At 68.1% G+C, this 24,984-nt stretch carries 28 protein-coding genes, 1 tRNA gene and 1 pseudogene; 13 read left to right on the top strand and 17 right to left on the bottom strand.

What is annotated here, in order from left to right:
- The first annotated feature begins 88 nt into the window (after positions 1-88).
- Positions 89-856: a Sir2 family NAD-dependent protein deacetylase gene (locus AM590_RS02530; RefSeq protein WP_058826071.1), complete on the top strand. Its 768-nt coding sequence runs from the start codon at positions 89-91 to the stop codon at positions 854-856.
- 22 nt (positions 857-878) lie between these two features.
- On the opposite strand, the gene AM590_RS02525 is transcribed toward AM590_RS02530, so the two are convergent.
- On the bottom strand, positions 879-1,127 hold the full coding sequence (locus AM590_RS02525; RefSeq protein WP_058826070.1) for a hypothetical protein: 249 nt from the start codon (positions 1,125-1,127) through the stop codon (positions 879-881).
- A 107-nt stretch (positions 1,128-1,234) separates the two neighbouring features.
- On the opposite strand from AM590_RS02525, the gene AM590_RS02520 reads away from it, so the two are divergent.
- The gene (locus AM590_RS02520) at positions 1,235-3,259 is read left to right on the top strand and encodes an ATP-binding protein (RefSeq protein ID WP_058826069.1); all 2,025 of its coding nucleotides are present in this window, start codon (positions 1,235-1,237) and stop codon (positions 3,257-3,259) included.
- Between the two features lie 54 nt (positions 3,260-3,313).
- On the opposite strand, the gene AM590_RS02515 is transcribed toward AM590_RS02520, so the two are convergent.
- The gene (locus AM590_RS02515; RefSeq protein WP_058826068.1) at positions 3,314-3,730 is read right to left on the bottom strand and encodes a DUF5518 domain-containing protein; all 417 of its coding nucleotides are present in this window, start codon (positions 3,728-3,730) and stop codon (positions 3,314-3,316) included.
- Positions 3,731-3,839: 109 nt separating this feature from the next.
- Between AM590_RS02515 and cofH the strand changes: the two genes are divergently transcribed.
- The 3 genes from cofH to AM590_RS02500 all read left to right on the top strand — a co-directional run bounded on the left by cofH (position 3,840) and on the right by AM590_RS02500 (position 6,498).
- Complete coding sequence (cofH, locus tag AM590_RS02510) at positions 3,840-5,210, top strand: 7,8-didemethyl-8-hydroxy-5-deazariboflavin synthase subunit CofH (protein ID WP_058826067.1); 1,371 nt, start codon at positions 3,840-3,842, stop codon at positions 5,208-5,210.
- Between the two features lies 1 nt (position 5,211).
- On the top strand, positions 5,212-5,760 hold the full coding sequence (locus AM590_RS02505; protein ID WP_058826066.1) for a hypothetical protein: 549 nt from the start codon (positions 5,212-5,214) through the stop codon (positions 5,758-5,760).
- Positions 5,761-5,895: 135 nt separating this feature from the next.
- On the top strand, positions 5,896-6,498 hold the full coding sequence (locus AM590_RS02500; protein ID WP_082677633.1) for a hypothetical protein: 603 nt from the start codon (positions 5,896-5,898) through the stop codon (positions 6,496-6,498).
- Between the two features lie 39 nt (positions 6,499-6,537).
- Here the strand turns inward: AM590_RS02500 and cofG are convergent, their stop codons facing one another.
- From cofG to AM590_RS02470, 6 genes are all read right to left on the bottom strand, one after another.
- Positions 6,538-7,674, bottom strand: a complete 1,137-nt coding sequence (gene cofG, locus AM590_RS02495; RefSeq protein WP_058826064.1) for a 7,8-didemethyl-8-hydroxy-5-deazariboflavin synthase subunit CofG — start codon at positions 7,672-7,674, stop codon at positions 6,538-6,540.
- A gap of 330 nt (positions 7,675-8,004) precedes the next feature.
- A complete protein-coding gene (gene cofC, locus AM590_RS02490; protein ID WP_058826063.1) occupies positions 8,005-8,625 on the bottom strand; it encodes a 2-phospho-L-lactate guanylyltransferase in 621 nt (206 codons plus the stop codon).
- Positions 8,626-8,631: 6 nt separating this feature from the next.
- Positions 8,632-9,426 carry a hypothetical protein gene (locus tag AM590_RS02485; RefSeq protein ID WP_058826062.1) on the bottom strand — a complete coding sequence of 265 codons (795 nt, stop codon included), beginning with the start codon at positions 9,424-9,426 and terminating at the stop codon, positions 8,632-8,634.
- Positions 9,395-10,582, bottom strand: a complete 1,188-nt coding sequence (locus AM590_RS02480) for a tubulin/FtsZ family protein (protein WP_172795742.1) — start codon at positions 10,580-10,582, stop codon at positions 9,395-9,397. Before AM590_RS02480 ends, AM590_RS02485 begins: the two co-directional genes overlap by 32 nt.
- 211 nt (positions 10,583-10,793) lie before the next feature.
- Positions 10,794-11,699: a complex I NDUFA9 subunit family protein gene (locus tag AM590_RS02475; protein ID WP_058826061.1), complete on the bottom strand. Its 906-nt coding sequence runs from the start codon at positions 11,697-11,699 to the stop codon at positions 10,794-10,796.
- Positions 11,700-11,840: 141 nt separating this feature from the next.
- Positions 11,841-12,086, bottom strand: coding sequence for a hypothetical protein (locus AM590_RS02470; RefSeq protein ID WP_058826060.1), 246 nt, complete (start codon positions 12,084-12,086; stop codon positions 11,841-11,843).
- Between the two features lie 85 nt (positions 12,087-12,171).
- Here AM590_RS02470 and tmk point away from each other — a divergent pair, with 85 nt between their 5' ends.
- Positions 12,172-12,765 carry a dTMP kinase gene (tmk, locus tag AM590_RS02465; protein WP_058826059.1) on the top strand — a complete coding sequence of 198 codons (594 nt, stop codon included), beginning with the start codon at positions 12,172-12,174 and terminating at the stop codon, positions 12,763-12,765.
- Positions 12,766-12,784: 19 nt separating this feature from the next.
- Here tmk and AM590_RS02460 read toward each other — a convergent pair whose 3' ends face one another.
- Positions 12,785-13,105: a hypothetical protein gene (locus AM590_RS02460; RefSeq protein WP_008095861.1), complete on the bottom strand. Its 321-nt coding sequence runs from the start codon at positions 13,103-13,105 to the stop codon at positions 12,785-12,787.
- A 140-nt stretch (positions 13,106-13,245) separates the two neighbouring features.
- Here AM590_RS02460 and AM590_RS02455 point away from each other — a divergent pair, with 140 nt between their 5' ends.
- Positions 13,246-14,292 (top strand): thiamine pyrophosphate-dependent dehydrogenase E1 component subunit alpha, encoded by a 1,047-nt coding sequence (locus AM590_RS02455; RefSeq protein WP_058826058.1) that lies wholly within the window; start codon positions 13,246-13,248, stop codon positions 14,290-14,292.
- 12 nt (positions 14,293-14,304) lie between these two features.
- Here the strand turns inward: AM590_RS02455 and AM590_RS02450 are convergent, their stop codons facing one another.
- Positions 14,305-14,538, bottom strand: a complete 234-nt coding sequence (locus tag AM590_RS02450; protein ID WP_004975609.1) for an Lrp/AsnC ligand binding domain-containing protein — start codon at positions 14,536-14,538, stop codon at positions 14,305-14,307.
- A 108-nt stretch (positions 14,539-14,646) separates the two neighbouring features.
- Between AM590_RS02450 and AM590_RS02445 the strand changes: the two genes are divergently transcribed.
- Together AM590_RS02445 and AM590_RS02440 are read left to right on the top strand one after the other, a co-directional pair.
- Complete coding sequence (locus tag AM590_RS02445; RefSeq protein WP_058826057.1) at positions 14,647-15,330, top strand: TrkA family potassium uptake protein; 684 nt, start codon at positions 14,647-14,649, stop codon at positions 15,328-15,330.
- A 2-nt stretch (positions 15,331-15,332) separates the two neighbouring features.
- On the top strand, positions 15,333-15,569 hold the full coding sequence (locus tag AM590_RS02440; RefSeq protein ID WP_058826056.1) for an Lrp/AsnC ligand binding domain-containing protein: 237 nt from the start codon (positions 15,333-15,335) through the stop codon (positions 15,567-15,569).
- Between the two features lie 44 nt (positions 15,570-15,613).
- Here AM590_RS02440 and AM590_RS02435 read toward each other — a convergent pair whose 3' ends face one another.
- The 4 genes from AM590_RS02435 to AM590_RS02425 form a co-directional block, all read right to left on the bottom strand.
- Positions 15,614-16,111 (bottom strand): DUF5813 family protein, encoded by a 498-nt coding sequence (locus AM590_RS02435; RefSeq protein WP_058826055.1) that lies wholly within the window; start codon positions 16,109-16,111, stop codon positions 15,614-15,616.
- A gap of 346 nt (positions 16,112-16,457) precedes the next feature.
- Positions 16,458-18,797 (bottom strand): methyl-accepting chemotaxis protein, encoded by a 2,340-nt coding sequence (locus tag AM590_RS02430; protein ID WP_058826054.1) that lies wholly within the window; start codon positions 18,795-18,797, stop codon positions 16,458-16,460.
- A 115-nt stretch (positions 18,798-18,912) separates the two neighbouring features.
- On the bottom strand, positions 18,913-19,089 hold the full coding sequence (locus AM590_RS20720; protein ID WP_172795741.1) for a hypothetical protein: 177 nt from the start codon (positions 19,087-19,089) through the stop codon (positions 18,913-18,915).
- Positions 19,090-19,141: 52 nt separating this feature from the next.
- Positions 19,142-19,921: a tetratricopeptide repeat protein gene (locus tag AM590_RS02425; RefSeq protein ID WP_058826053.1), complete on the bottom strand. Its 780-nt coding sequence runs from the start codon at positions 19,919-19,921 to the stop codon at positions 19,142-19,144.
- 189 nt (positions 19,922-20,110) lie between these two features.
- On the opposite strand from AM590_RS02425, the gene AM590_RS02420 reads away from it, so the two are divergent.
- Positions 20,111-20,551, top strand: coding sequence for an ester cyclase (locus AM590_RS02420; RefSeq protein ID WP_058826122.1), 441 nt, complete (start codon positions 20,111-20,113; stop codon positions 20,549-20,551).
- 400 nt (positions 20,552-20,951) lie between these two features.
- Here the strand turns inward: AM590_RS02420 and AM590_RS02415 are convergent.
- Positions 20,952-21,036 (bottom strand) — tRNA-Leu (locus tag AM590_RS02415).
- A 41-nt stretch (positions 21,037-21,077) separates the two neighbouring features.
- The gene (locus AM590_RS02410; RefSeq protein WP_058566604.1) at positions 21,078-21,422 is read right to left on the bottom strand and encodes a ferredoxin; all 345 of its coding nucleotides are present in this window, start codon (positions 21,420-21,422) and stop codon (positions 21,078-21,080) included.
- Positions 21,423-21,538: 116 nt separating this feature from the next.
- Here AM590_RS02410 and AM590_RS02405 point away from each other — a divergent pair, with 116 nt between their 5' ends.
- Complete coding sequence (locus tag AM590_RS02405) at positions 21,539-22,900, top strand: hypothetical protein (protein ID WP_058826052.1); 1,362 nt, start codon at positions 21,539-21,541, stop codon at positions 22,898-22,900.
- A 48-nt stretch (positions 22,901-22,948) separates the two neighbouring features.
- On the opposite strand, the gene AM590_RS02400 is transcribed toward AM590_RS02405, so the two are convergent.
- Positions 22,949-23,467, bottom strand: coding sequence for a peptidylprolyl isomerase (locus tag AM590_RS02400; protein WP_058826051.1), 519 nt, complete (start codon positions 23,465-23,467; stop codon positions 22,949-22,951).
- Positions 23,468-23,674: 207 nt separating this feature from the next.
- On the opposite strand from AM590_RS02400, the pseudogene AM590_RS02395 reads away from it, so the two are divergent.
- Together AM590_RS02395 and AM590_RS02390 are read left to right on the top strand one after the other, a co-directional pair.
- Positions 23,675-24,651 (top strand): annotated as a pseudogene (locus AM590_RS02395) (bile acid:sodium symporter family protein).
- A 90-nt stretch (positions 24,652-24,741) separates the two neighbouring features.
- Positions 24,742-24,981 (top strand): DUF2892 domain-containing protein, encoded by a 240-nt coding sequence (locus AM590_RS02390; protein WP_058826050.1) that lies wholly within the window; start codon positions 24,742-24,744, stop codon positions 24,979-24,981.
- The last annotated feature ends 3 nt before the right edge of the window (positions 24,982-24,984 follow it).

Raw genomic sequence — 24,984 nt, 5'->3', positions numbered from 1 at the left:
CTCGGTCGGAGACGAGACGAATCTATGCACGAACGAGCGCACCGAACGAATCGTATCGCTTTTTCGCGGCTGTGCCCTCCGTTCGGCTATGGACGCTGCCCTCGAATCAGACGCCGCGTGGGTCGCCCGGCGACTCCGCGAGGCCGACACGGCCGTCGCCTTCACCGGCGCGGGGATGAGCACGGCCTCGGGCATCCCCGACTTCCGCGGCGACGACGGCATCTGGGAGACCGAGTTCGACCCAGCGTCGTTCCACCGCGACCGCTTCGTCAACGACCCCGCGGGCTTCTGGCGCGACCGCGTCCGCCTCCAAGAGCGCATGTTTCCCGACGGCGTCGAGCCGAACCCCGGTCACGACGCGCTTTCAGCCCTCGAATCGCGCGGCGTCCTCGACGCAGTCGTGACGCAGAACACCGACGGCCTCCACCGCGAGGCCGGTTCGGACCGCGTCGTCGAACTCCACGGCAACGCCGCGGAGGTCGTCTGCGAGGACTGCGGCGCGCGAACCGACGCCGGCCCCGCGTTCGAGACGGTCCGCGCCGGCGACGCGCCGCCGACGTGCGACGACTGCGGCGGCCTGCTCAAGCCCGGCGTCGTCCTGTTCGGCGAGCGCCTCCCCCGCGTCGCCTACAGCGAGGCCAACCGCCTCGCCGGCGACGCCGACGTGTTCCTGTCGCTCGGGTCGTCGCTGACGGTCCACCCCGCGGCTGGCCTCGCCGGCCGGGCCGCCGAGGGCGGCTCGCTAGTCGTCGTCAACTTCGACGCGACGCAGTACGACGACCGCGCCGACCGGGTCGTCCGCGGGGACCTCGCGGCGTTCCTCCCCGAAGTCGAAAAACGAGTCAGACGAGTCTGAGCGTGACCGCGTTGCCGCCCCGTCAGGAGTCGAACGGCTCGTCGTCGCGGTGGTTGTCGACGTTCTCCGTCTCGGCTGCTTCCTGTTCTCTCATCTCGTCTTCGGCGTCCGGTTCCTCGGCATCGTCCGGTCGCTCGGCGTCGACCTCCTCGGACTCCTCTGGCGACGACGCGCCGGCGTCGCCGCCGCCGTCGACCGTGACGCCGTGGCCGTCGTCGTCTTCGACGCTCGGTTCGCGGTCGGTCACGTCCGCTTCGGTGTCGTCGGACATCGGGCCACTAGTTCACGTTGCCCGCGGCAAATAGGTGGTGGCCGAGTGCACGAGCGCCCGGTTACACTCACCAATCAATTGATGCTCTCTCCCCGTCATGTCGGTGCATGACTCGGTCTCCCTCGCCGGGGGCCTCGGCGGGGACGGCACCGTCCGTTCTCTTCGTCGCACCCGACCGCACACGGGCGGACGCCGTCGCGGCCGCGCTCGACCGCCACGACGTGTCCGTCACCGTCGAATTCGACCTCGGTGCCGCGCTCGCCCGCATCGACGACCGGACGGTCGACTGCCTCTTGGTCCCCCGGCAGTTCGGCGAACACACCGCCGCCGACGTCGTCGCGCTCGTCCGCGACCGCCATCCCGACGTCCCGGTTGTCCTCCTCGGTCCCGGCCAGTCGGATGACGGCGACGAGGGTGGCGGCACCGACCCGTTCGCCGCCGACCCGACCGTCCACCGCGTTTCTGATGACGTCGACTCCATCTCCTATGACCGCCTCGCCGACCGCGTCCGAGCGGCGGTCGCCCGCTACCGTAGCTCGCAGGCCCAGCGCACCGAACGCGACATCGTCTCCCGGCTCGAACGCCGAATCCAGCGCACCGAGCGGAAGATAACGTCGCTCCACGGCGTCGCCATGCGGCTCGCGTCGGCCTCCGACGCCGACGATATCTACGAGGAGACCGTCGAGGCGGCGGAGCGAATCCTGAACCTCGACATCTGTTTCGCCTTCGAGGCCGAGGCGGACCGGTTCGTCCCCCGGGCGCAGTCGTCGACGCCGACCGACCGCGAACTCCGACCGGTCCCGAAGGACGCGGGCGCGATGGGCGAGACGTTCCGCACCGGCGAGTCCCACCGCGCGGTCGACATGGAACTCCACGCGTTCGGCCGCCCCGAGTTCGGCGACTACCGCTCCGGGCTCAGCGTCGCCATCGGCTCGTTCGGCGTGTTTCAGGCGGTCTCCGAGCAGACCGGCGCGTTCGACGAAATCGACCTCGAACTCGCAGAACTGCTCGTCGCCCACACGAACGCGGCGCTCCAGCGGCTCAGCTTCGAGCGCCGGCTTCGGGTCGAACGCGACCAGTACGCCGCCCTGTTCGAGAACAGCGCCGACTGCATCATCGACTCGGAGTTCGTCGACGGCGAGTCCGTCATCCGCGCGGTCAACCCGGCGTTCGAGGCCACGTTCGGCTACGACGAATCCGAGGTCGTCGGCCGCGCCATCGACGACGTGGTCGCGCCGGACGACCGTCTCGACGAGGCCGCAAAGCTCACGGAGATGGTCCGCGCCGGCGATTTCGTCCAGACGGAGGTGCGCAGGCGAACCGCCGACGGCGAGAAGGACTTCCTCCTCCGGTCGGTCCCGGTCGGCGAGAACACCATATACGCGGTCTACACGGACATCACGGCGCGCCGAGACGTCGAACGCGAGGTCGAAGCCCAGAACCGTCGGCTCGACGAGTTCACGAGCGTCGTCTCCCACGACCTCCGCAACCCGCTTTCGGTCGCCACGGGACACCTCGACCTCGCCCGGGAAGCGGTCGACAACGACCACCTCGCGGCGGTGGCGCGGGCGCACGACCGGATGAACGCACTGACCGAGGAACTGCTCGTCCTCGCGCGGCAGGGAACCGACGCGTTCGCCACGACGCCAGTCTCCCTCGCCGAAACCGCAGAGCGGTGCTGGGAGAACGTCGAAACAGGGGACGCGACGCTCGTCGTCGCGTCCGACCGGACCGTGGCCGCCGACGCGGGCCGGCTCCACCAACTGTTCGAGAACCTGATGCGGAACTCTGTAGAACACGGTTCCACAGGCAACCGGACTGTGTCCGGTGACGCCGTCGAGCACGGCTCACCGTGTGACTCGGGGTCCGACGACAGCGGGCAGGACCGCGTCACCGTCACCGTCGGCGCGCTCGACGACGGTTTCTACGTCGAAGACGACGGCGCGGGCGTTCCGCCCGAACTCCGCTCGCGTATCTTCGACAGCGGCTTTTCGACCGGCACCGCCGGCATCGGCTTCGGACTGACCATCATCTCGAACGTCGCCGACGCCCACGGCTGGACGGTCTCGGTCGGAGAGAGCGACGCCGGCGGCGCTCGTTTCGAGTTCACCGGCGTCGAAACCGAGTCCTGAGCACCGGGGCGAGACGGGTCGGCAAGAGAGTAAGCGGGTCCGCGTGGGGCGCGCTCAGGCGAACTCCTCGTGGAGGTACGCGCCGAGGTAGCCGCCGAGCGCGCCGAGGCCGACGGTGTAGACGAGGAGCAAGGCGAGGCCGAACAGCGCGACGATGGCGATGCCGAGGATGCCGAGACCGAACCCGCGCGGGCCGACGCCGATGGCGAAGATGCTGAAGAAGCCGAAGACGACGATACCGAGAACGACGCCGACGAGGCTGACGAACAGTCCGGAGACCGCACCGGACTTCACGCCGAGTTCGCGGTCGCTCCCGGTTAGGTAGCCGGCGACCGCGCCGCCGAGGACGGTTGACCCCGGGAGCGGCGAGAGGACAACGCTGGCGACCGCGCCGACGAGCGCCGAAAACAGCAGGCTCTCGCGGTCGTCGCCGTGGGAGGATTCGGTCTCCGAAGACGGGGAGTGTTCCATGCCCGACACAACACGACGGGGCGTCCTAACGCTTTCTCCGCCGCGGCGTCCCGCGGTCGGTGTTCCGGTACCGCCCCGTTTTTAGGACCGTGGCGCGTTTCAAACGAGCATGACCGGTGCCGCCCACGACGACTTCGGGTTCGACCACGTCCCGGAGACAGACCAGTCGTTCGAGAACGCCTTGGCGAAGGCGCGAGCGGGCGAGCGCCTCACGGTCGACGACGGCGTCGAACTCATCACGACGGGCACCGACCGCGAGGGAATCGACCCCGAACGCAAGGAACTCGTGCTCGAAGCCGCCGACCGGCGGCGCGCCGAGATGGTCGGCGACGACGTGACGTTCGTCGCCAACCTCAACAACAACGTGACGACGGCCTGCAACACCGGCTGTCTGTTCTGCAACTTCAAGAACACCGCCCACCTGTTCGAGACCGATTCGGACGCCGATCACGGCGGCTTCACGAAGACGCCCGCCGAGTCCCGCGACATCGTCGCCGACGCGGTCGAGATGGGCATCTACGAGGTCACGTCCGTCTCCGGCCTCCACCCCGCTCTCGTGCTCGACGAGGAACACCGCGAGATTCTCGAATCTTACGACAATCCCGCCGCCGAGGTGAACTACAAGCCGCCCGAGGCGTACGACATCGACCCCGCGAGCTACGCCGAACAGCTCTCGGCGATGTCGGTCGACGGCGCGCACGTCCACTCGATGACGCCCGAGGAGGCCTACCACGCCAAGCGCGGCACCGACTGGAGCTACGAGGAGGTCTACCGCCGCCTCGCCGACGCGGGTCTCGACAGCGCGCCCGGCACCGCCGCGGAGATTCTCGTCCCCGAGGTGCGCGAGGTCATCTGCCCCGGCAAAATCGGCACCGACGAGTGGGTCGCCGGGATGGAGGGCGCGATGGAAGCCGGCCTCGACGTGACGGCGACCATCATGTACGGCCACGTCGAGACCGAGAAACACCGCGTGCTCCACCTCGACGTGATTCGGGACCTCCAGGAACGTTACGGCGGCATCACCGAGTTCGTCCCGCTGTCGTTCATCCACCAGAACACGCCGCTGTACGACCGCGGCCTCGTGACCGGCGGCGCGTCCGACGACGAGGACGAACTGATGGTCGCCGTCGCGCGACTCTATCTCGACAACGTCGACCACATCCAGTCGTCGTGGGTGAAGTTCGGGAACGCGAAGGCGCTGAAGCTCCTCAACTGCGGCGCGGACGACCTCATGGGCACGATTCTCTCCGAGGAGATAACGAAGCGCGCCGGCGGCGGCTTCGGCGAGTTCCGCTCGTTCGACGACTACGTCGACATGATAACCGCCATCGGTCGCCGGCCGGTCGAGCGCTCGACGGACTACCGGACCCGCCGGCCCATCGACCCCGACGACGGCCCGCACGGCCCGATGCTCGGCCCCCGCGCGGACGGGACGCCCCTGCTCGACGGCCGCCGCGACCCGGCGACCGCAGACGACTGAGATGATGGCGACCACCCACGCGGCCGTGGGGCTGACCCTCGCCGCGCCGCTGGTCTGGGTCGCTCCCGAACTCGCGACCGCGGCGGCCGTCGGCGCGCTCGTCGGCGGCGTCTTCCCCGACGTGGACCTCTTCGTCGGCGTCCACCGCAAGACGCTGCACTTCCCCGTCTACTACAGCGTCGCGGCCGCCGTTTTCGGCGCTGTCGCCGTCGTCTCGCCGTCGGCGCTCAGCGTCGGGGTCGCCTTTTTCTTCCTCTCGGCGGGGCTTCACTCCGCGTCCGACTGGCTCGGCGCGGGCGATGAACTCCGGCCGTGGGACCGCACCTCCGACCGCGCGGTGTACGTCCACCCGGCGCGCCGGTGGCTCCGGCCCCGCTATCTCGTCCGCTACGACGGCGCGCCCGAAGACCTCGCGCTGACGCTCCTGTTCGCCGTCCCCGGCTTCCTCGTCTTCTCCGGTGGCGTCCGGGTCGCCGTCGCGGTCGGCGTGGCCATCGCGCTGTTCTACACGGGGTTCAGAAAGCGGATGCCCGAGTGGTTCGGCATCTGAGGTGCGATATCTGAGGTGGTGACCGCGCCCGCGAGCGCTCGTTCCGACCACGAAACTCATACGTCTCGGTCGCCGAGTAGGCGAAGCGATGACGACTCGACGACGCCGACCGGTGCTGGAGGTGTTCGCCCCGTGATGGCCCCGACACACGTGGCGATGAGCCTCGCGCTCGCCGCCGCCGTCGCGGTCGTCGCCCCCGCGGCCGTGCCTCTCGTCGTCGTGGCGGCGCTCGTCGGCGGCGTCTTCCCCGACCTCGATATGGTCGTCGGCGTCCACCGCAAGACGCTCCATCAGGTCGAGGCGTTCGTCGTCGGTTCGGTCGGGTTCGGCGCGGTCGCGCTCGTCACGGGCGACCCGCTGGCCGCGGCCGCGGCGACCGGGTTCGTTGCGGCGGCGCTCCACTGCGCGGCCGACTACCTCGGCGGCAGCAGCGAGGCCCGCCCGTGGGAGGCGCGGAGCGACCGGGGCGTCTACGTCCGCAGTCTCGGCCGCTGGGTCGAACCCCGCCGCCTTGCCGCCTACGACGGCTCGCCCGGCGACCTCGCGCTCGCCGCGGCGCTCTCGGTTCCGGGCCTCCTGACGCTCGGCGACGGCCCGCGAGGGGTTCTCCTCGCCAGCCTCGCCGTCGGCGTCGGTTACACACTCGTCAGAAAACGCGTGCCGCAGCTCTCGGGGCGCGCGCCCGCGGTGACCGCCGCGCTCGTCGCGCTCTACTCTGTTCTCGTTCGGCGTCGGTAGAACGCGACACCGAACGGCCGACCGGTAGCAGGGCGGCTCTCACCGCGGAACCGACAGCGGACCGTCGCCGCGCGCGACGTTCCGGAACCGTCGCCCGTGAACGTCGTCGGCGCTGAGCCGGTCGGTAATCGGGTCGCGGAGCCACTCGCGGTCCCGCTCGGTTCCGCGCGCGCCGTCGGGGAGGAACCGCTCGTAGACCGGCAGTCGCTCGCGGAGCGGGACGCCTGCCTCGTCGGCGATGTCGGCGAGTTCCCGGAGCGCCGGCCACTCGTAGTCGGGGTTGACGTAGTCGTCCGTGACCGGCGAGACGCCGCCGAGGTCGTCGACGCCGCAGGGAACGAGGTCGGCCGCCGCCGAGAGGTTCGGCGGCACCTGCACCGACACCTCCTCGGGGAGCGCGACCCGCGCCATCGCGACGACCCGGCGCATCGTGTCGAGCGACGGGCGCTCGTAGTTCGACCGCTCATTTGGGACGACGTTCTGGACAATGACCTCCTGTACGTGGCCGTAGCGCTCGTGGAGCGCGCGGATGGCGAGCAGGCTCTCGGCCCGGTCGCGCCACGTCTCGCCGATGCCGACGAGGATGCCCGTCGTGAAGGGAACGCCCACTTCGCCCGCGGCGCGGATGGTGTTGAGCCGCTGGCCCGGCGTCTTCCGCCGGTTGCCCGAGTGGGCGGCCACGTCGGCGGTCGTCTCCAGCATCACGCCCATGCTGGCGTTCAGGGGCGCGAGGTCGGCGAACTCCTCGCGGGTCAGGTCGCCGGGGTTCGAGTGCGGGAGCAGGCCCTCGTCGAGCGCGACCTCGCAGGCCGCCGCGAGGTAATCGAGGATATCGTCGTAGCCCCACTCGTCGAGCTGGCGGTGAATCTCCGTGTAGCGCTCGTCGGGGGCGTCGCCGAAGGTAAACAGCGCCTCCGTACAGCCCGCGTCAGCGCCCGTGCGGACCGTCTCGCGGACCTCGTCGAGGGACATGAGCGTCGCCTCGCCGGGTACGTCGTAGTAGGTACAGTAGGTGCAGGTGTACCGGCAGGCGGTCGTCAGCGGGATGAATACGTTCCGCGAGAACGAAAGCGCCGCCGGCGCGTCGGCGTCGTCGGGGGTGACGGCGAGCAGTCGCTCCACGTCGGCGTCGTCGATAGTCAGGTCGACTCCGTACTCGTCGGCACCCGCGAACATATCTCCCGGTGCGTGACGAGCCACTAAAAGCGTGTCACTCGCGGCCGATACGGCAGCGGGTCGGGTCGCACGGAGAGACAGGAAAACGGAAGTCGAGCTCGGGACCGGATAGTTGGTGCCAGACACGTCTCCGGCCCGTCCGAGGCGCCGTCAGGCGCTCGCCCCGAGTTGGTTGCGAGTGTGACTCGCGTCGTCGTCGCGACGTTCGGACTCCACTTCGACTTCCACGTCGTCTTCGCGACGCGGAAGCGCGCGGCGCACGTTGCCTCAGTTCCCGCCGGGCAGACGGACAACCGCGCCAGTCAATGTTTATCGTGGACCATTAAGGTCTTATCGGCGCTCGCGGACGGCCTCGACTCTGCCCGACCCGCGTTCGAGTCGGACGCCGGCGTCGACCAGCCACTCGCGGGCGCGGCCCTCGCCGTGGACGAGTACTTCGACGAGGTCGGACGGCTCGTCCACGTCGACGGCGAGTCGCATCGAATCCACCTCCGTGAACGAACAGCCGGCGTCGCGGGCGATGCGCCGGTGGTCGAGGATGGACGCGCCGTGGTAGTCGACCGAGAAGTCGGGATGACGGACGACGAGCGCGTTCGTTCCGCCGCCGAGGCCGGGCGCGGCGACCACGTCGCCGTCGGTCTCGAACAGTCGCGCGAGCGCGGCGGGTGTCGCGAGCGCGAGGTCGGCCATGACGACCGCGACCGGGTCGCCGCCGAGTTCATCGAGTTCGTCGCCGACGACCTCAGTGAGCGGCCGGTCGTCGACAGTGACTGGCGCATCGACCGACACGGGCGCGTCAGCGACGACGCTCGGGTCACTGTCGGCCGCGCGGATCGCGTCGAGCACGTCGCGGAGCATCGAGACGGCGAACTCGCGTCGCTCGTCAGCGTCGAAAAACGGCGCGAGTCGGGTCTTCGGCGTTCGTCCCCCGAAGGGAACGACGACTCGCACTGAGAATCAGCCCAGTTTGTCGTAGGTCGTCTGCTGGGACCGCCAGTAGAGGAAGCCACCGGCGATGAGCGCGACGACGAGCAGGCCGCCCGCGGCGTAGATGAGCAGTTGGGTCGTCTGACTCGACTGCTGTGCCTGGTTCGCGCTGGTCTCGGCCTCGTTGGCGAGGTTCGTCGCGAGGTTGAACTCTTCGCCGTTGAACGCTTCGACAGCGTTGTTGAACGTCTGCTGGGCTTGTTGCGTGTTGGCCCCACTCGCACTCTGAATCGCGGCCTGTGCGCTATCGAGTTCGGCGCGCGCGGCGGCGCTGTCTTCGGTGTAGTGGTGGGCCGTCCACGTGTCGATATCGTTACTGGAGCCACCTTCGCGGGTCTGGTCGAGCGAGATGAGCGTGAACGTCTGCGCGGGGTCGTAGGAGTACGCCTCGACCTCGGGGACGGTCCCCGTCACGGAGATTTCCACTTCGCTCGTGCCGTCGCCAGCGGCGACTTGCGCGCCGCTGAAGTTCTGCCCGTCGAAGGACTGCTGGTCGACTTTCGCGCCCGTCTGGTCGTAGTACGTGACGGTCCACGTCACGTCTTCCAGGTCGGTCTCGCCCGCGAGCGTCCACGATTCGAGTTGCGGGTTCCTGTACAGTTCATCGAGGGTGGCCGCCGCGGTCACCTGTGAACCGACCTGCGCCTCGTTGGGAACGTCCTCGGACGCGACGCTCACCGCCCCCGCCGGGCCCGCGAGGGCCGACAGGAGCACGACGAGCGCGAGCGCCAGCTTAGAAAAGCGACTCCAGTTCGTCTTCGTCATCGTTTATGAGGTTCTCCAGATTCGAATCGCTCTCTTGACGGATCTCTTCGATGTTATCCTGCGCTTCGATGGCGACCTGCTGCAGCTCCTTGATGCGCGGGACGTTCGTCACGCCCGACAGGAGGATGACACTCGCCACCTTCCCCGCGCCCGGAATCGGGTAGTCGCCGCCGCGAACTTCCATGGAACCGGTCTGCTCCTCGATCCACTTCCGCCCGCGCTCTATGCCTTTCCGGTTCAGATGCTCCGGCGGACCAGCGAGAACGAGCAGCGCGCGCTCCGCGCCTTCGATCTCACACGGGAGCGTGAGTCGACCGAGCGCGGCCTTGCGAACGAGGCTCGTGATTCGGTTGGTTGTGTGTGCGGTGTCGAGGTTGTCGTCGGGCTCGTCGCCACCCGTCAGCCGGGACAGGAGGCCGCCGCCCTTGTTCTTCCGCGGTTCGACGCCCTCGGAGGCGTAGCCGACCGTCGAGACGCCGCCGCCGGCGAGCGTGTTGATAATCTCCGACGAGTCGACGACGGACTCCGCGACCTCTTGTCCGTCTTTGACCTCGCCGGCGCCGAAGAGCACGCCGAATCGGTTGACGATCTCCTCGTTGATCTCGTCGTACCCCCCCTGTACCGACTCGCCGGTTTTCCGCCAGGCGTCGTTGTCGAACACGAGGAGGTTGTCGACCTCGCGGACGAACGTCTGGAAGGAGCGCGCGGCGTTGAGCGTGTAGATGCCACCCTCGTCGGACCCCGGCAGGATGCCGATGCCGTAGACGGGTTCGGTGTAGATGCGCTTGAGGTGTTTCGCGAGGACCGGCGCGCCGCCGGAGCCGGTGCCGCCACCGAGCCCGGACACGACGAGGAAGGCGTCGACTTCGTGGACAGGGATGCTGTCGATGGCACCCTGTACCTCGTCGATGTCCTCCTCGGCGATTTCGGCACCGAGTTCGTTGTCCGCACCGACGCCATGTCCCTTCACGCGGGACTGGCCGATGAGGACGCGCTGGTCCTTCGGGATGTTCTTCAGTCCGAGCAAGTCAGCTTTCGCGGAGTTTACAGCGACCGCAGCGCGGACGATTCCAGCGTTGCGTTCCCGGTCGTACTCGACGAACTTGTCGACTACTTTTCCCCCGGCTTGCCCGAATCCGATCATTGCGAGCTTCATAGGTTCGGTCCCCTCGCCATTGCGTGAATTGCAGTACGAACGCAGACATAAGCGTTGTGATGAGGAAGTGTATTCCCAGCGTCAGATTATCGCCGAAAAACGGCGACTCAGAACAGGTGTTAATCAGTCATTATAGCGTGATAGCCCCTGAAACCGGCGAAATGAGCCGCGGTTCATACCCTCCTAACCTCGATGAACGGTTAACTCTCCGTCAGTTTCGTTCGGCGAGGTAGCGTTCGAACGTTTTCATCGACGACGTGTCGACGCCGAAGGCCCCCGCATCGTTGTCTCGGACCGTGCTGTCAATCTTGAGCGACCGATACTGGTCTGCGCCCATCGGGAACCCCGGGACCGCCCCGAGAACGGTGAGTCCGACTTGGGCCAGCGGCATCGGGAGTGGGACGATGGTGATGGACTTGCCCTCCGACTCGTAGACCATCTCGGTCAGCTCGCGGAGCGTAATCACCTCGGGGCCGCCGATTTCGTAGGTCTCTCCGATGTGTCTGTCGTCTTCGAGCGCCTGACCGAACATCGGGGTCAGGTCGTCGATCCAGATGGGCTGGAAGCGCGTCTTCCCGTTCCCCGGAAGTGGATACAGGGGGACGCCGGGCGCGAACATTCCCTTGAGCCGCTTCGTGAACGAGATAATCTCCGCGCCGTCGCCGAAGATAATCGACGGCCGGAAAATCGTCCAGTCCAGCGACGACGACTTCACCGCGTTCTCGGCCTTGCCTTTCGAGCGGATGTACGCCGTATCGGCGTCGGGGTCCGCGTCGAGGGCGCTCATCTGAACGAGTCGCGACACGCCGTGCGATTCGGCGGCCTTTACGACGTTTTCGGTGCCCTGCCAGTTGACGATGTCGTGCATCCGGTAGCCGCCGTCCGGTTTGAAAAGCGGTGAGAGCGCGACGAGGTTCACGACAGCGTCTTTCCCCTCGAACGCGCCCGCGATGGAGTCGTAGTCCGTCACGTCCCCCATCGCCTTCTCGACGCCGTCGGGGAGGTCCTCGCTGTTCGGACTCCGCGACATCGCGGTCACGCTGTGTCCCCGCGACTGCAGCTCGCGGCAGAGGTTGGTACCGACGAAACCGGTTCCGCCGAGGACAAGGACTTTCATGGCGTAATATTCGGCGGAATGAGGGTAAAGCTAACGGGGGATAGAGGTCGATTTCGCCGGGGAACGCTCCGATGGGAACGACGTTCCGGTCGAACGGGCGTGTTCGACTATCCGGCCCGCGGCGACGGCTTCCCGACCCGCTCAGAAGAGAACCGAGGGCGCGACCGAGCCGTCGGTGCGCTTTACCATCCGACCGACTCGGTCGTAGACGACGAGCTCTTCGGCCGCCTCGGGGCACTCGTCGGGAGCATCGCTCGGGTGGTCGACCTCGTGCTGCTTCGTCGCGAACGACGCGTCGGTCGGGGAAACGCGCTCGTCGAATCGGACGACGCTGTACTGCTTTTCGTTCGGAAGGAGGTCGTCCCACCACTCGCAGGTGGGAGGCACTAGTACACGTATCGGTTTGCGTTGACATTATCATTGTGGCGGCTCGCTTCGGCGCGCTTTTTCCGGAGCGCCGAGTTGGTAGGGTATGCTCGTCACGCTCGAAGGGCTCGACGGGAGCGGAAAGACGACCGTCTGGGAGGCGCTGCACGACGCGTACCCCGACGCCGTCTTCACGCGCGAGCCCACATCGGATTCGTGGTACGGAGAGGCCGTCAACCGCGCTATCGCCGACGACGACGCCGACCCGCTCGCCACGCTGTTCCTCTTCACCGCCGACCACGCGGACCACCTCTCGCGGGTCGTCCGTCCGGCCCTCGCCGACGGCGACCTCATCATCTCCGACCGCTACTCCGACTCGCGGTACGCCTATCAGGCCGCCTCGCTCCGCGACAGCGACCTCAGACGCCCGATGGAATACATCAGAGGAATCCACACGGCGTTCACTCGGCCGCCGGACAAGACTATCTACCTCGACGTAGACCCCGAGACGGCCGCCGCGCGCAGCGGTGCGACGAACAAGTTCGAACAGGCGGCGTATCTCGCGGACGTGCGCGCCAACTACGAGCGACTCATCGAAGCCGAACCGGAGCGGTTCGTCCGCGTCGACGCGACGCAGTCGCCCGAGGACGTGCTCGACGCCGTCGAGGCGGCGCTCGAAGCGATTCTCGCGGAGAACTAGGCACCGAACGGCTCACGCCTCACCGCGAGTTCGGGAGGTTCTCGTACTCCTCCGGTGGCGGGACGTAGAGCGTGTCGATAGTGAACCCGAGCGCCAGCGGCATCCCTATCATGACGCCGAGTGCCGCGGTGGGGCTGCCGAGGTCAACGCCGATGCCGAACACGCCGGAGAACACCAGCGTCGAGACGAACAGCACGAGCGGAATCAGAAACAGGGCGTACAGGATGTAGCCCCACTGCGTCTTCAGTCGAAGGCGGAAAAAGCGGGTCATAACCGCCGCGATGAGCGTGTGGAGGGCGATGACCGCGCCCATGAGCACGAGGTTGACCACCGAGACCATAGCCGACCTATGGAGGCGGTGGTCTTTGGCCTGTCGCTCTCGGCGACCCGCTCGACCCACGCCGCAGTCGGTCGAACCGCCCGCCGGGGGCGACCCCGCGGACGGGTGACGTTTATCACGAAGGACCGTGACTCACCGCCATGCACCGACTCATCGCAGAGCGCGGGCTGGACGACACGGGTTTCACCGCAGACGACGCCCGCGCCGCCCTCCGCGACATGATTCGAGCGCGACGGTTCGACGAGCGTGCACTCGCCCTCCAGCGACGCGGATGGATGAGCGGCTACCCGCCGTTCCGCGGACAGGAGGCCTCTCAAATCGGGGCCGCCCACGCCATGCGCGACGACGACGTGTTGCTGCCGACCTACCGGTCGAACGCCCTCCAACTCGCCCGCGGCGTGCCGCCGAGCGACATCCTCCTCTTTCGGCGCGGTCACGCCGAGTACGACTCGGACCACGACGTGCCAGTGTTCCCGCAGGCGGTCCCCATCGGAAGCCAGATTCCCCACGCCGCCGGCGTCGGCATGGCCGCGAACTACCGCGGCGACGACTACGGGGCGCTGGTCTGCTTCGGCGACGGCGCGACCTCCGAGGGCGACTTCCACGAGGGGCTGAACTTCGCGGGCGTCTTCGACGCGCCGGTCGTCTTCTTCTGCGAGAACAACGGCTGGGCGATTTCGCTCCCCCGCGAGCGCCAGACCGCCAGTGAGTCCATCGCGGCGAAGGCCGACGCCTATGGGATGGACGGCATGCAGGTCGATGGCAACGACCCCCTCGCCGTCAGGGAGGCCGTCGAGCGCGGCTTCGAGAAGGCCCGCGCCGGCGAGCCGGTGCTCATCGAGAGCCTCACCTACCGACAGGGCCCACACACGACCGCCGACGACCCCTCACGCTACCGCGACGACGACCCGGAACTCCCCGAGTGGCGGACGCGCGACCCCCTCGACCGCTTCGAGTCGTTCTGCCGCGAGCAGGAGGTCGTCGACGACGCGGCGCTCGACGCCATGCGTGACGACGCCGACGAGGAACTGCGCGAGGCCGTTGAGCGCGCCGAGGCGACGCCCGAACCGGGGACCGACGAACTGTTCGACAACGTCTACGAGGAACTGCCGCCGGAGCTCGCCCGCCAGCGCGAGGAACACGTCGCGTTCGTCGAGCGCAACGGGCCGTTCGACATCGAGCGCTGAGCGCGCAGTCCCTCAGTCGTCCAGCGAGATGTACGTCTTCGTGTCGGCGACGCCCTCTAAGCTCTGGACGCGGCTCGACGCCGTCTTCAGCACTTCGTAGACCGCGTCGGTGTCGACCTCGGCGATGATGTCGTACGCGCCCGCGACGATGTGCGCCTCCGTCACCGTCTCGAAGTCGCGGATAGGACCGAGAAGCTGTTCCGACTCGCCGGCTCCGGTCTTCACCATGATGAACGCGTGAACCATGCGTGATATATTCTACCACGGTCGTCAAAAGCCTTGCTTCGACCGAGCGCGGCCCCTTCGGTCGAATCGGGGGAAGGTTATTTGCCTCCGCCGACATACCACTCTATCATGCGGTTCGTTATCATTGGTGCTGGACGGGTTGGGCTGCGCACCGCTCGCGTCCTCCGCGAGGAGGGCCACGACATCGTCCTGGTGGAGTTGGACCGCGACCGGGTCAAACGGGCCCGCGAAGCAGACTTCGACGTGGTCGAAGGCGACGGCTCCCGCGAGGAGGTGCTCGTCGACGCCGGTATCGAGGCGGCCGACGCCCTCGGCGCGCTCACCGCCGACCTCAACGTGAACTTCGCGGCCTGCATGATCGGCAAGCACTTCGGCTGTCGGACGGTGCTCCGGGTCGACGAGGACTACCGCGAGGAGGTGTACCAGAAGTACGCGAAGGAGGTAGACGAAATCGTCTACCCCGAGCGCCTCGGCGCTATCGGCGCGAAGAACGCGCTGCTCGGCGGGTCTATCCGCGCCATCGCCGACATCGCTCAACACCTGCAGGTCATCCTCGTAACGGTGACGGAGGAGTCGCCGATGAACGGCTACAGTATCGAGGAGGTTGCGCTCCCAGCGAACGCCCGCGTCCTCGCGTTCGGGAAGAAAGACGGTCCGATGGGAATCCCGCTTTCCGACGACTCGCTGGAGACGGGCGACCGCGTGGCCGTCCTCGCGGACTTCGACGTGCTCAACGACGTGCGACAGCTGCTCGTCGGCGACGAGGTCGTCACCGCGGCGGGAGGTGCGTGACGATGGTCTACGCCTACATCATGGTCAAGGCCGCGCCCGTCTCGGACGGCATCGACCAGCTGAAACAGGAGCTGTTGGCCGTCTCGGACGGCATCGTCAGCGCCCACATTGTCGCCGGCGACGTGGACTTCATCGTGAAAGTCGAGGTGGACACCCCCGCCGACGTGAAGGACATCGCGGGCGGCATCCAGTCGGTGTCGGGCATCGAAGACACCCAGACGTACATCGCGATGGACTGAGGCGGCGCGCAGTCCGCGCGTCTCTAAACCTAAACGGCTGTTCCTCAGAAGCCCGCGCCAGCGGTGTCCCGCGCGCTCTGGATGAGACTCGTCACCGGTTCGCCGTAGTCGTAGCCGGGGATGATTCCCTCGACGAACGTGCCTTCGACGTAGTCGATGACCGCGCCGGCGTCGTCGACGCCGCGGCGCTCGTTGATGTCGGCGAAACTCGCCCGGACGACCGCCTCGTCGCCCGCGCGAGTCACGTCGGGTTCGAGGTCGTGGTCGCCGGCGACGACGCCGTTCACGTCTTCGAGGCGGAGTTCGAACGTCTCGTACCAGCCGTCTTCGACGACGGGTGCCACGTCGTCGGCGACCGCCGAGAGCATCGGGACGCGGACCTCCACGCCGAACTTGACGTGGCCGCTCTCCTGCGCCGCGACGCTGACGGTGCCGTCGAACGGCGTCGTCACGGACTCGAAGGTGCGGTCGTCGACCGGTTCGAACGACCCGTGGTCGCCGAACGCGCGGCGGACCCGACCGGGGATGTCGTCTTCGCTCATGACCGGACGAAGGTCCCGACGGGAGAAAAGCCCGTTGCGTCGCGAGCGCCCTCGAATCGCCCGCCTGCGGCGGTTTTGGACGAATGGCGGCACGTTTAAGTATCTCGCCGCACTCCATTCAGGTGACGCTTCGCTTTGGAGGGCCGAAGCGTCAGCGGGGACCAATCTAGGGCGGCATTTGCCGCGCGGGCCGCTCCCGTGCGGCTGCCTATCCCTTTCTCACGAAACTCACATCCGAGAGCCGCCGGTCCGTGTCGCGCGCGCTCGAAATCGAACAGACTGACCCGAGCGATGTCCAACCCCAGCGATGTCTAAGCAGTAACAATCCGCCAGCGACGCGGCCGCGTCAGTCCTCGCCCAAGCCGTCGGTCGTCTCGAACGCCTCGGCCATCGTCGGCGACGAAATCGGTTCGGAACCCGTCTCGTCCGCCGTCGCAGTTGCATCGCCCTCGGCTCCGGACTCGCCCGCGTCGGCGTCGGCGTCGCCGTCTCGCTCCGCCGTTTCGCGCACCTCGAACCGGTCGGCGAGCGCCCGCAACTCGTCGGTCGTCGACGATAGCTCCTGCATCTGTCCGGCGACGGTGACCATCGCGTCGTTCTGCTCGTGGGCCGCGCCGGCCACGTCGGCCGCCTCGGTCCGTGTCTCGTCGGCGATTTCGGCGGCCTCGTCTGCGAGGCGCGCGACCGACTGCGCGGCCGACGCCTGCGAGGCGGTTGCCTCGTCGATGGCGGCGACACCATGGTCGACTTCCTCCAGTCGGTCGACCGCCTCGTCGATGGCCGTAACGCTGGTTTCGACCGTCTCGGACCCTCGCGAGACGCGCTCTCGGGCGGCCTTGACCGCATCGACCGTCTCGTCGGCCGTCTCCTCGACTGACTCGATGGACGACGCGATTTCGGTCGTCGCGTCGGCGGTCTCGCCGGCGAGCGCCTTCACGCTGTCCGCGACGACGGCGAAGCCCGCGCCCGCGTCGCCGGCGCGGGCAGTCTCGATGGAGGCGTTGAGTGCGAGCAGGTTCGTCTGGTCGGCGATGTCTTCGATGAGGTCGACTACCTCGCCGATGTCGGCCACCTCATCGCGGAGCGCTTCGACGCCCTCGGCCGCGGCCGCGACGCGTGCGTCGATGTTCGCCATCTCGTCGTGGACGGCGGCGCTCGCGTCCCGGCCGGCCTCGCCGCGCTCCGCGGCGTCACCCGCGAGGTCAGCGAGTTCGTCGGCGGAGGCGGCGACCTCCTCGACCGTCGCCGAGAGGTCCTGCATCTCCGAGGAGACCTCGGAGAGGAGCGACGCCTGCTCGGCCGCGCCGTCGGAGATGTCGGCCGTCGCCAGTTCGACCCGCTCGGACGCGGCGCTGACCTCCTCGGTGCCGGCGGTGACGCGCTCGCCCGCCGCGTCGACGGTCGCCGCGAACGCCGCGACCCGTCCGATAGTCGCTTCGAGGTCGGCGAGCATCGCGTCGATGCCGTCGCCGACGGCCGCCATCGCCTCATCGTCCGGTTCGACCGACGTGCGCACCGTCAGGTCACCCGTCGCCGCGGCGTCCATCGTCTCGCGGTAGTCGTCCGCGGCGCTCGCGAGGTCGCGGCGCGCGTCTTCGGCGGCTTCGATGCGCTCGCGTAGTCCGTCGCGCATCTCGGCGAACGCGTTCGTCAGCGCCCCGAACTCGTCGACTCTGCGGGTTTCGAGGTCCACGTCGAGGTCGCCGCCGGCGAGCGCTTCCGCCTTGGTCCGGAGCCGCCGGAGGGACAGCACCGTGTTGCGGCCGATGACGACCCCGACCAGCGCGAGGCCGGCGAGGCCCACGCCGATGAGGACGGCGACGTCGCGCTCGACGACCCGCGCGACCGCGTAGGCGTTGCGCTGGGGCGCTTCCACGAGAACCGCCCAGTTCGTCCCCGAGAAGGGCGCGTAGGCGACGACTTCGTCGCCCGTGCCGCCTTCGCCCTCGCGTTCGACGACCCCGGTCTCGCCGCCGAGCGCGGCGTCGAGCGCCGGCGTCGCCGCGCCCTCACGGTATGTCGTGAGGACGTTCTTGCCGTACTTGTCGAAGGCGATGACACCCCCCTCAGTCACCACGCGGGTCTGCGACCCCTCGACCGGTTCGCTCAACAGTTCGGCGTGCTTCGTCGCGTCGACGACGACCATCACCGCCCCGTCCCGGCCCGCCACCGGACTGAGGAAGGCAAGGCGCTCGCTCCCGGCGTAGCGGTAGACCTCGGAGATGGCGACCGCGTCGGGGTCGTACATCGTCAGCGACCCGGTCGTCCACGACAGGCCGAGGTCGGAGACCGACTTGGCCTCTATCACGCCGTCGGTGCTGCGGACGATGTCGCGGTTCGAGGGCTTCACGTAGTGGATAGCCATCACCTCGTCGGGGAGCGTATCCTTCTCGCGTTCGAACGTCTCGTCGATGGTGTCTGGGTCGCCCGTCTGGACGGTCTCGTACTCCGAGAGCATCCGGGTGGTCCGGGCGTAGCCGTCCATCCAACTCGACAGCCCCTCGGCCTCCAACGTGGCGACCATCTCGAGGTCGCTGTGGGTGTCGGCTCTGACCTCGGTTCCGACCGCGTCCGAGACGTACAGGCCGAACCCGCCCATCACCGCGGCCACGAGGAGGATAACGAACAGAAACTTCCGAAGGTAGCTCCGCCTGAGCACCGTCGGAACCAGCGTGGCGAGCTTCATGCCACTTGGTAGCAAGAGAGCGACGTAAAGCGTTGTCCCGCTAGCTATCAAGTATGATATTAGCTGAAAGATCGGGAGCCTTCGCTCTCACCGAATTACGGGTTCCGAGAATCGGCTACAGTTCGCTCACGGTGACGCCGAACGCGAGGGCAGCGGCTCCGGTCGCGCCGCCACCCGTGGCCAGCGGCGTGGGGAGGGCGGACACGACGCCGATAACCGCCCCGATGAGGAGGAAGACGGCCATCCCGAAGAGCGCGGCGTCGAATCGCGTGACGAGGAGTCCGGGTGACACGGTCTAATTACATCTCATTAGCCGAACTGTCAAAATGTTTGTGGGAGCGGTCCTACTCGCCTCGCTCTCTCACGTCCGGGTCAGTCGCGTCGTCGGGGTCCGAGTCCACGGCGGCTCCGGGGTTACGGACGCGGTGCGGCGTCGAGTCCACCGACGCTTCGGTCTCGCCCCCCACGGCGTCTTCGAGGAACGCGAGGGACCGGTCGCGCTCGCCCCGCACCGAGCTATCGCGCAGTCCGAGTGAGATGGCGGTGTCGAAACAGCGGACGGCCTCTTCGTGGAGGCCGCGTTCGGCGAGGAAGAAGCCGCGGTTGTACCACGCCTGCGGGAGCCGCGGGTCGAGTTCGACGGCGCGCTCGGCGCGGTCGAGCGGCCCCGACGAGTCGCCGAGTTCCCACAACGCGTACGCGAGGTTCGTCTCCGCGGCCGCGGCGTGCTCGCCGTCGTTGTCGATGCGGAGCGCCTCGCGGTACGCGCCGATTGCTTCGTCGTACTCGCCGAGTTGCGCGTGGGCGACGCCCTTGTTCACCCACGCCTCGCACGCCGTCGGCGAGTCCTCGCCGGCGTAGGCGACTGCCCGACTGAAACTGTCGACGGCCTGTTCGTACTCCTCGATGGCGACGTAGGCCAGTCCGACCTCGACGAGCGCCGCCGCGTCGACCGCCTCGGGGTCGATTCCCGCCTCGTCCACCAGCTCGGCGAGGGCGTGGTCGTCCGCGGGGTCGACGAGCCGTCCGTTCACCCGGTACGTCGGCGGGTCGAGATCGAACCCTTCGTAGGGGTCGCCGAACCCCTGTCCATCCGAGTAGCGGTATCTACGCGTCGAAGCCATTCCTACACGTTGGCGGGGAACCGAGATAACGTGGTCGCCGGTCGCTGTCGTTCGCCCGCCTTCCCGCTCGCCATCCATCCTCGGTGGGTGCTATCTGGTAGCACTACACTATCTCTTCGCGGGTCGTACTCCACGATGGCGTCGGTGCGAGGCCGGACTGGTCGCCGCGGCGACGCCGGGTGGGTACGCATGTCGACACGAACGGTCACAGAGGAGAACCGCGCCCTGATTCGAACCGAGTTCGACCGGGCGTGGAACCGCGACGAACTCGACGCGCTCGACGAACTGTACGCCGACACCGTCCGCATCGCCACGACGCGAAGCGGGTCCGACGAGGTGCTCGTCACGCGCGAAGACATCAAGGAACTGCACAGCGAGTGGGACGGCGCGTTCCCGGACGCGATGACCGAAATCAACGCGATCGTCGCCGAGGGCGACGCCGTGATGGTCTGGTGGACCCTTCGTGGCACGCATCTCGGGACGTTCCGCGGCATCGAGCCGACGGGCTCGCAGGTCGAAGTCGACGGGTTCAGCTACCGCCGCATCGACGAGGGAACCATCGTCGAAGTGAAAGACGCCGCGAGCATGGCGACGCTGTTCTCGCAACTCGGCGTCGAACTCCCGGCGTAAAAGCGCCGTCGCGACGCAATACCGACGCAGATTTTTTGCGATGTGTGCGACCGAATCCTCGGCGTCTCCCCGACGGGTGGCGAGAGCAGTAGACGGCGAGAGACGGGGAACTAGAGTAGTGGAAGGCAATCAGATTCTGAGACGTGTGGGACGACTGGGCGGGTGTTGAATCGATTCGAGACGGTCGTTCGCGCTCCGCTCGGACGCTGCGACTCGTCGGGTTCAAATCACTCTGTTCGCACTCGGCACTCGTCACGTAGTTCCTCGGAACAAGTGCGGGGGACGAGATTGTGAACCGTGCCGAGACGGTCACCCTCGCTGTCGCTCGGGTGCTGCGACTCGTCGGGTTCAAATCTCTCTGGCCGCACTTGACACTCGTCACGTAGTTCCTCGGTACAAGTGCGGGGGACGAGATTTGAACTCGCGAACCCCTACGGGAGCGGATCTTAAGTCCGCCGCTTTTGGCCTAGCTCAGCCACCCCCGCGCACTCTCCCGTTCTCCGAGGGGGTGAAAAGTGCTTTCGCTTTACCAGTCGACCGAGAGCGTCCCGTCGCCGTCGGGGTCGGGCGATAGCTCCTCGTCGGTTCGGCGGTCGATGACGTGGATGACGCCGCGGCCCTTCTTCGCCGGGCAGACCTCCGCCGCCTCGATGTTCTCGTCGAGTTCGTCCTCGCCGACGAAATACGACTTCGCGCGGGCGAGGCCGGTTTCGAGGTCCATCTCCCAGTTGTCGGCGACCTCGGCGCACCGGCCGGCCCCGAAGCACTTGTTCGCCTCGAAGATTATCTTGTAGGGCTTTTCGTCGACCGGCGGGGCGTTCTCGTCGGTTCCGAAGTCGCTCGGCTTCGGACGCTCGGACTCCTCGCTCATCGTCGGCCCTTGCCACGCGGTGGTCTTTGCGCTGTCGGTCGCGCGGCGGCAGAAACCAAACCAAACCTCGGTCCGTGCCCGGTGATGCTTTCGCCATCGAGCCCTAATTCCGAGCGATGCGGCAGTTCCGTCGCTCGCGCTTCAGCGACCTGATTCGCGCCGCCGGCCCCAGCGACCGCCGCCGGTTCCTCGCCGACCTCTGGACCGCCCGCGGGTGGGAGACGACCGTCGAAGACCGCCTCGTCGTCGCCCGCCGAGGCGACCGAACCGAGCGACTCGCGATCGGCTCCCGTCCTCGGTTTTCCCTGTCGCCGTCGGTTCCCGACGAGGCGACAGTCGTCGTCGCACTGGGCGACCCCGAGCGAATCCGACGCGCAACTCCCGACGACACCCGCGTCCTCTCGCTCGACGACCTCTACGAACTCGTTCGATACGGCCTCCCCGACGGCCGCGGCGACGACCTCGTTGCCGACCACTTCGGCGTCCGCCTCGCCGACTTGCCGGCCGATGGTGGGGCTGGGGGTGCAGGAGGGGCCGAGGACGCAGGCGGCGCGCGGACCGGGCCGTTCGCATCTCTGCTCCCTCCTGCGCTCTTGTCGCTCCCGGTCGCGCCGCTTCTCTTCGTCGCGCTCCTCCTCGCGGCGGTCGTCGTGACCGCCGGTTCGGGCGGCGTGCCGGTGCTCGGTGACGCGCTGGGCGGGCAACAGCCGTCGTCCCCGACGCCGGCCGCGGCGACGACACCCGAGCCGACGCCGACGCCCGAACCGCGAACGGTCGCCCCCGGCGTGACCACCGCCGGCGTCGAGAACGCGACGCTCCTCGCGGCGGCCCACCGCCGGGCCGCGGCGAATCGGTCGTACCGCTGGACGCTCGGCTACCGCGAGTCCATCGCCGGCGACGAGACGGGCCGCGAAGTCGAGGTCGTTCACGTCGAGGCCCCGCACGTCTACGTCTCCGAGGTGCAGCGCGCCGGGCGACTCAGGGCGTTCCCGCGCCCGACCGCCTCGGAGGACGCCTACGCAGACGGGACCACGCGATACGCCCGCCGACCCACCGAGCCGGACGGCGTCGCCGCCCGCGTCCTCGATCCAGACGTGCGGGACGGAACGGGGCGACAGGCCTCGCGCGCTGCCCGCTATCTCGACTGGTACCTCTCGACGGACGAGACGAGCGTGGCACGCGTGACGACCCCGGCGAACGCGAGCGTCGAAAACGAGGTGGCGCTGTACCGAATCGAGGGCCGCGGCACCGACTTCCCGCGGTCGCGCGGCTATCGGGTCGAAGCAGTCGTCGAAGAAGGCGGGTTCGTCCGTTCGATGCGCGTCACCTACGAGACCCGCGACGGCCTCGGCGTCGAGGTCTGGTTCGCGTACGACGCGGTCGGCGAGACGACGGTCACGCGACCGGCGTGGCTCGACCGCGCCGACGGTTCGAGCGGCGGCCGGACCGTCGTCCCCGCGACGAACACGAGCGGATAGCGTCCGGGCAGGTACCGCCGTTCGCGGCCGTCCCGAGGTTCGCGGCGTTTACTGCTCGACGTCGACCGATTCGAGGACCACGTCGGACACCGGCTTGTCGTTGCGGTCGGTCGGGACCGAGCCGATGTCCTCGACGACGTCCATGCCGTCCGTGACCTTCCCGAAGACGGCGTGCTTGCCGTCGAGGTGGGGCTGGGCGTCGAGCGTGATGAAGAACTGCGAGCCGTTCGTGTTGGGGCCGCGGTTCGCCATCGAGAGCACGCCGGGGCCGTCGTGGCTGAGGTTCGAGTGGAACTCGTCGTCGAAGGTGTAGCCGGGGCCGCCGCGGCCGGTCCCTGTCGGGTCGCCGCCCTGAATCATGAAGTCCGAGATGATGCGGTGGAAGAGGATGTCCTCGTAGAGGGGCTCACCCTCCATCGTCTCGTCCGTCTCGGGGTGGACCCACGTCTTCTCGCCCGTCGCGAGGCCGACGAAGTTCTCGACCGTGTTCGGGACCTTGTCCTCGAAGAGTTCGACCGTGATGTCGCCCTTGTTCGTGTGGAGCGTGGCCGTTGGGTTGTCGCTCATACTCGACCCGTCGGGCGGGCGAGTGAAAACCGTGCCGCCTCCGGTTCGTCGCCGGTGACGCGGCTCTCCGGTTCTCCGTCGGTGACACGACCCCGTTCGGCCCGCGTCTTCCGGTCGGTTCCGCTGACTGTCACACCGACAGACGTTTTTCTCCCCCGCGACCGAGTGGTGTGAGATGACATCACAATTTGACGGAGGGCGGTCAGAATGAACGCCCGCGCGACCCTCGAACGCCTGTCGGAACTCGCCAACACCTACTTCGTCGGCCTCGTGCTCCTCGCATCGGCCGCCGCGTTGGCGCAACCGGACCTGTTCACGTGGATTGCGCCCTACATCTCGCCGCTCCTCGGGCTCATCATGCTCGGGATGGGGCTGACGCTCCAACCCGTTGACTTCCGCCGGCTCGCGGAGCGCCCGCGAGACGTGGCCATCGGCGCGCTCGCCAATGGCTCATCATGCCGACCGCCGCCTACGCGCTCACGGTGGTCCTCTCGCTCCCGCCGGAACTCGCCGTCGGCGTCATCCTCGTCGGCGCGGCCCCCGGCGGCACCGCCTCGAACGTCATGGCCTACCTCGGGAAAGGCGACGTGGCGCTCTCGGTCGCCATCACGACCGTCACCACGCTGGCCGCGCCGCTGGTCATGCCCGCGTGGGTCGTCGCGCTCGCCGGCGAACAGCTGCAGGTCGGCTTCATGGACCTGTTTGTCAATATCGTCCAAATCGTCTTCATCCCGGTCGTCCTCGGCTTCGCGCTCCGCGTCGTGCTCGACCGCAACGCGCCCGAGGTCGCCGAAGTCGGCCTCGACGTGTTCCCGCTCGTCTCGGTCCTGAGCATCGTCGCCATCGTCGCGGCCGTTGTCGGCCTCAACGTCGATACCATCCTCGGCGCGGGCGCGGCCGCCATCGGGGCCGTCGTCCTCCACAACGCCATCGGCCTCGGCACCGGCTACGGCACCGGCCGCCTCGCCGGGATGTCCGAGGACCGCGTCCGGACGACGACGTTCGAGGTCGGCCTCCAGAACAGCGGGCTCGCGGCGGCCCTCGCGCTGTCGTTCTTCTCACCCGCCGCCGCACTTCCGCCGGCGCTGTTCAGCGTCTGGCACAACATCACCGGGCCGCTCCTCGCGAGCTACTTCTCCCGGTCAGCGACCGAATCCTCCGGTGGAGCGCCGGCTGACGACTGACTCGCCCGCAACAGACATTCCGTTTCAATCACTCCCGTCGGCTCGGAACCTGCGCTGGATTAATGTATTGTGGAGAATAAGCACTACTATATGGTACGAAACGTCGGCACGCTCGACCGGACTGTTCGCCTCGCGCTCGGCGCGCTCCTCGTCGTCGGCGGCGTCGGGAGCTACGCGGGGCTGTTCTCGCTCGGGTTCGATCCGGTGCCCGCGGCGCTCGGTTCCGTGTTCGTCGCGGCCGTCGGCGTCATCCTGCTCGTGACCGGATTCCGCCGGACGTGTCCGCTCTATCTGCCGTTCGGCATCGACACCTCGAACGACCGGAACTGACGC

Origin of the sequence: Haloferax sp. Q22, from assembly GCF_001482285.1 — an archaeon.
GTDB lineage: Archaea > Halobacteriota > Halobacteria > Halobacteriales > Haloferacaceae > Haloferax.
Note: the sequence above shows the minus strand (reverse complement) of the source record. Positions and strands in the feature narration are given on the sequence as shown.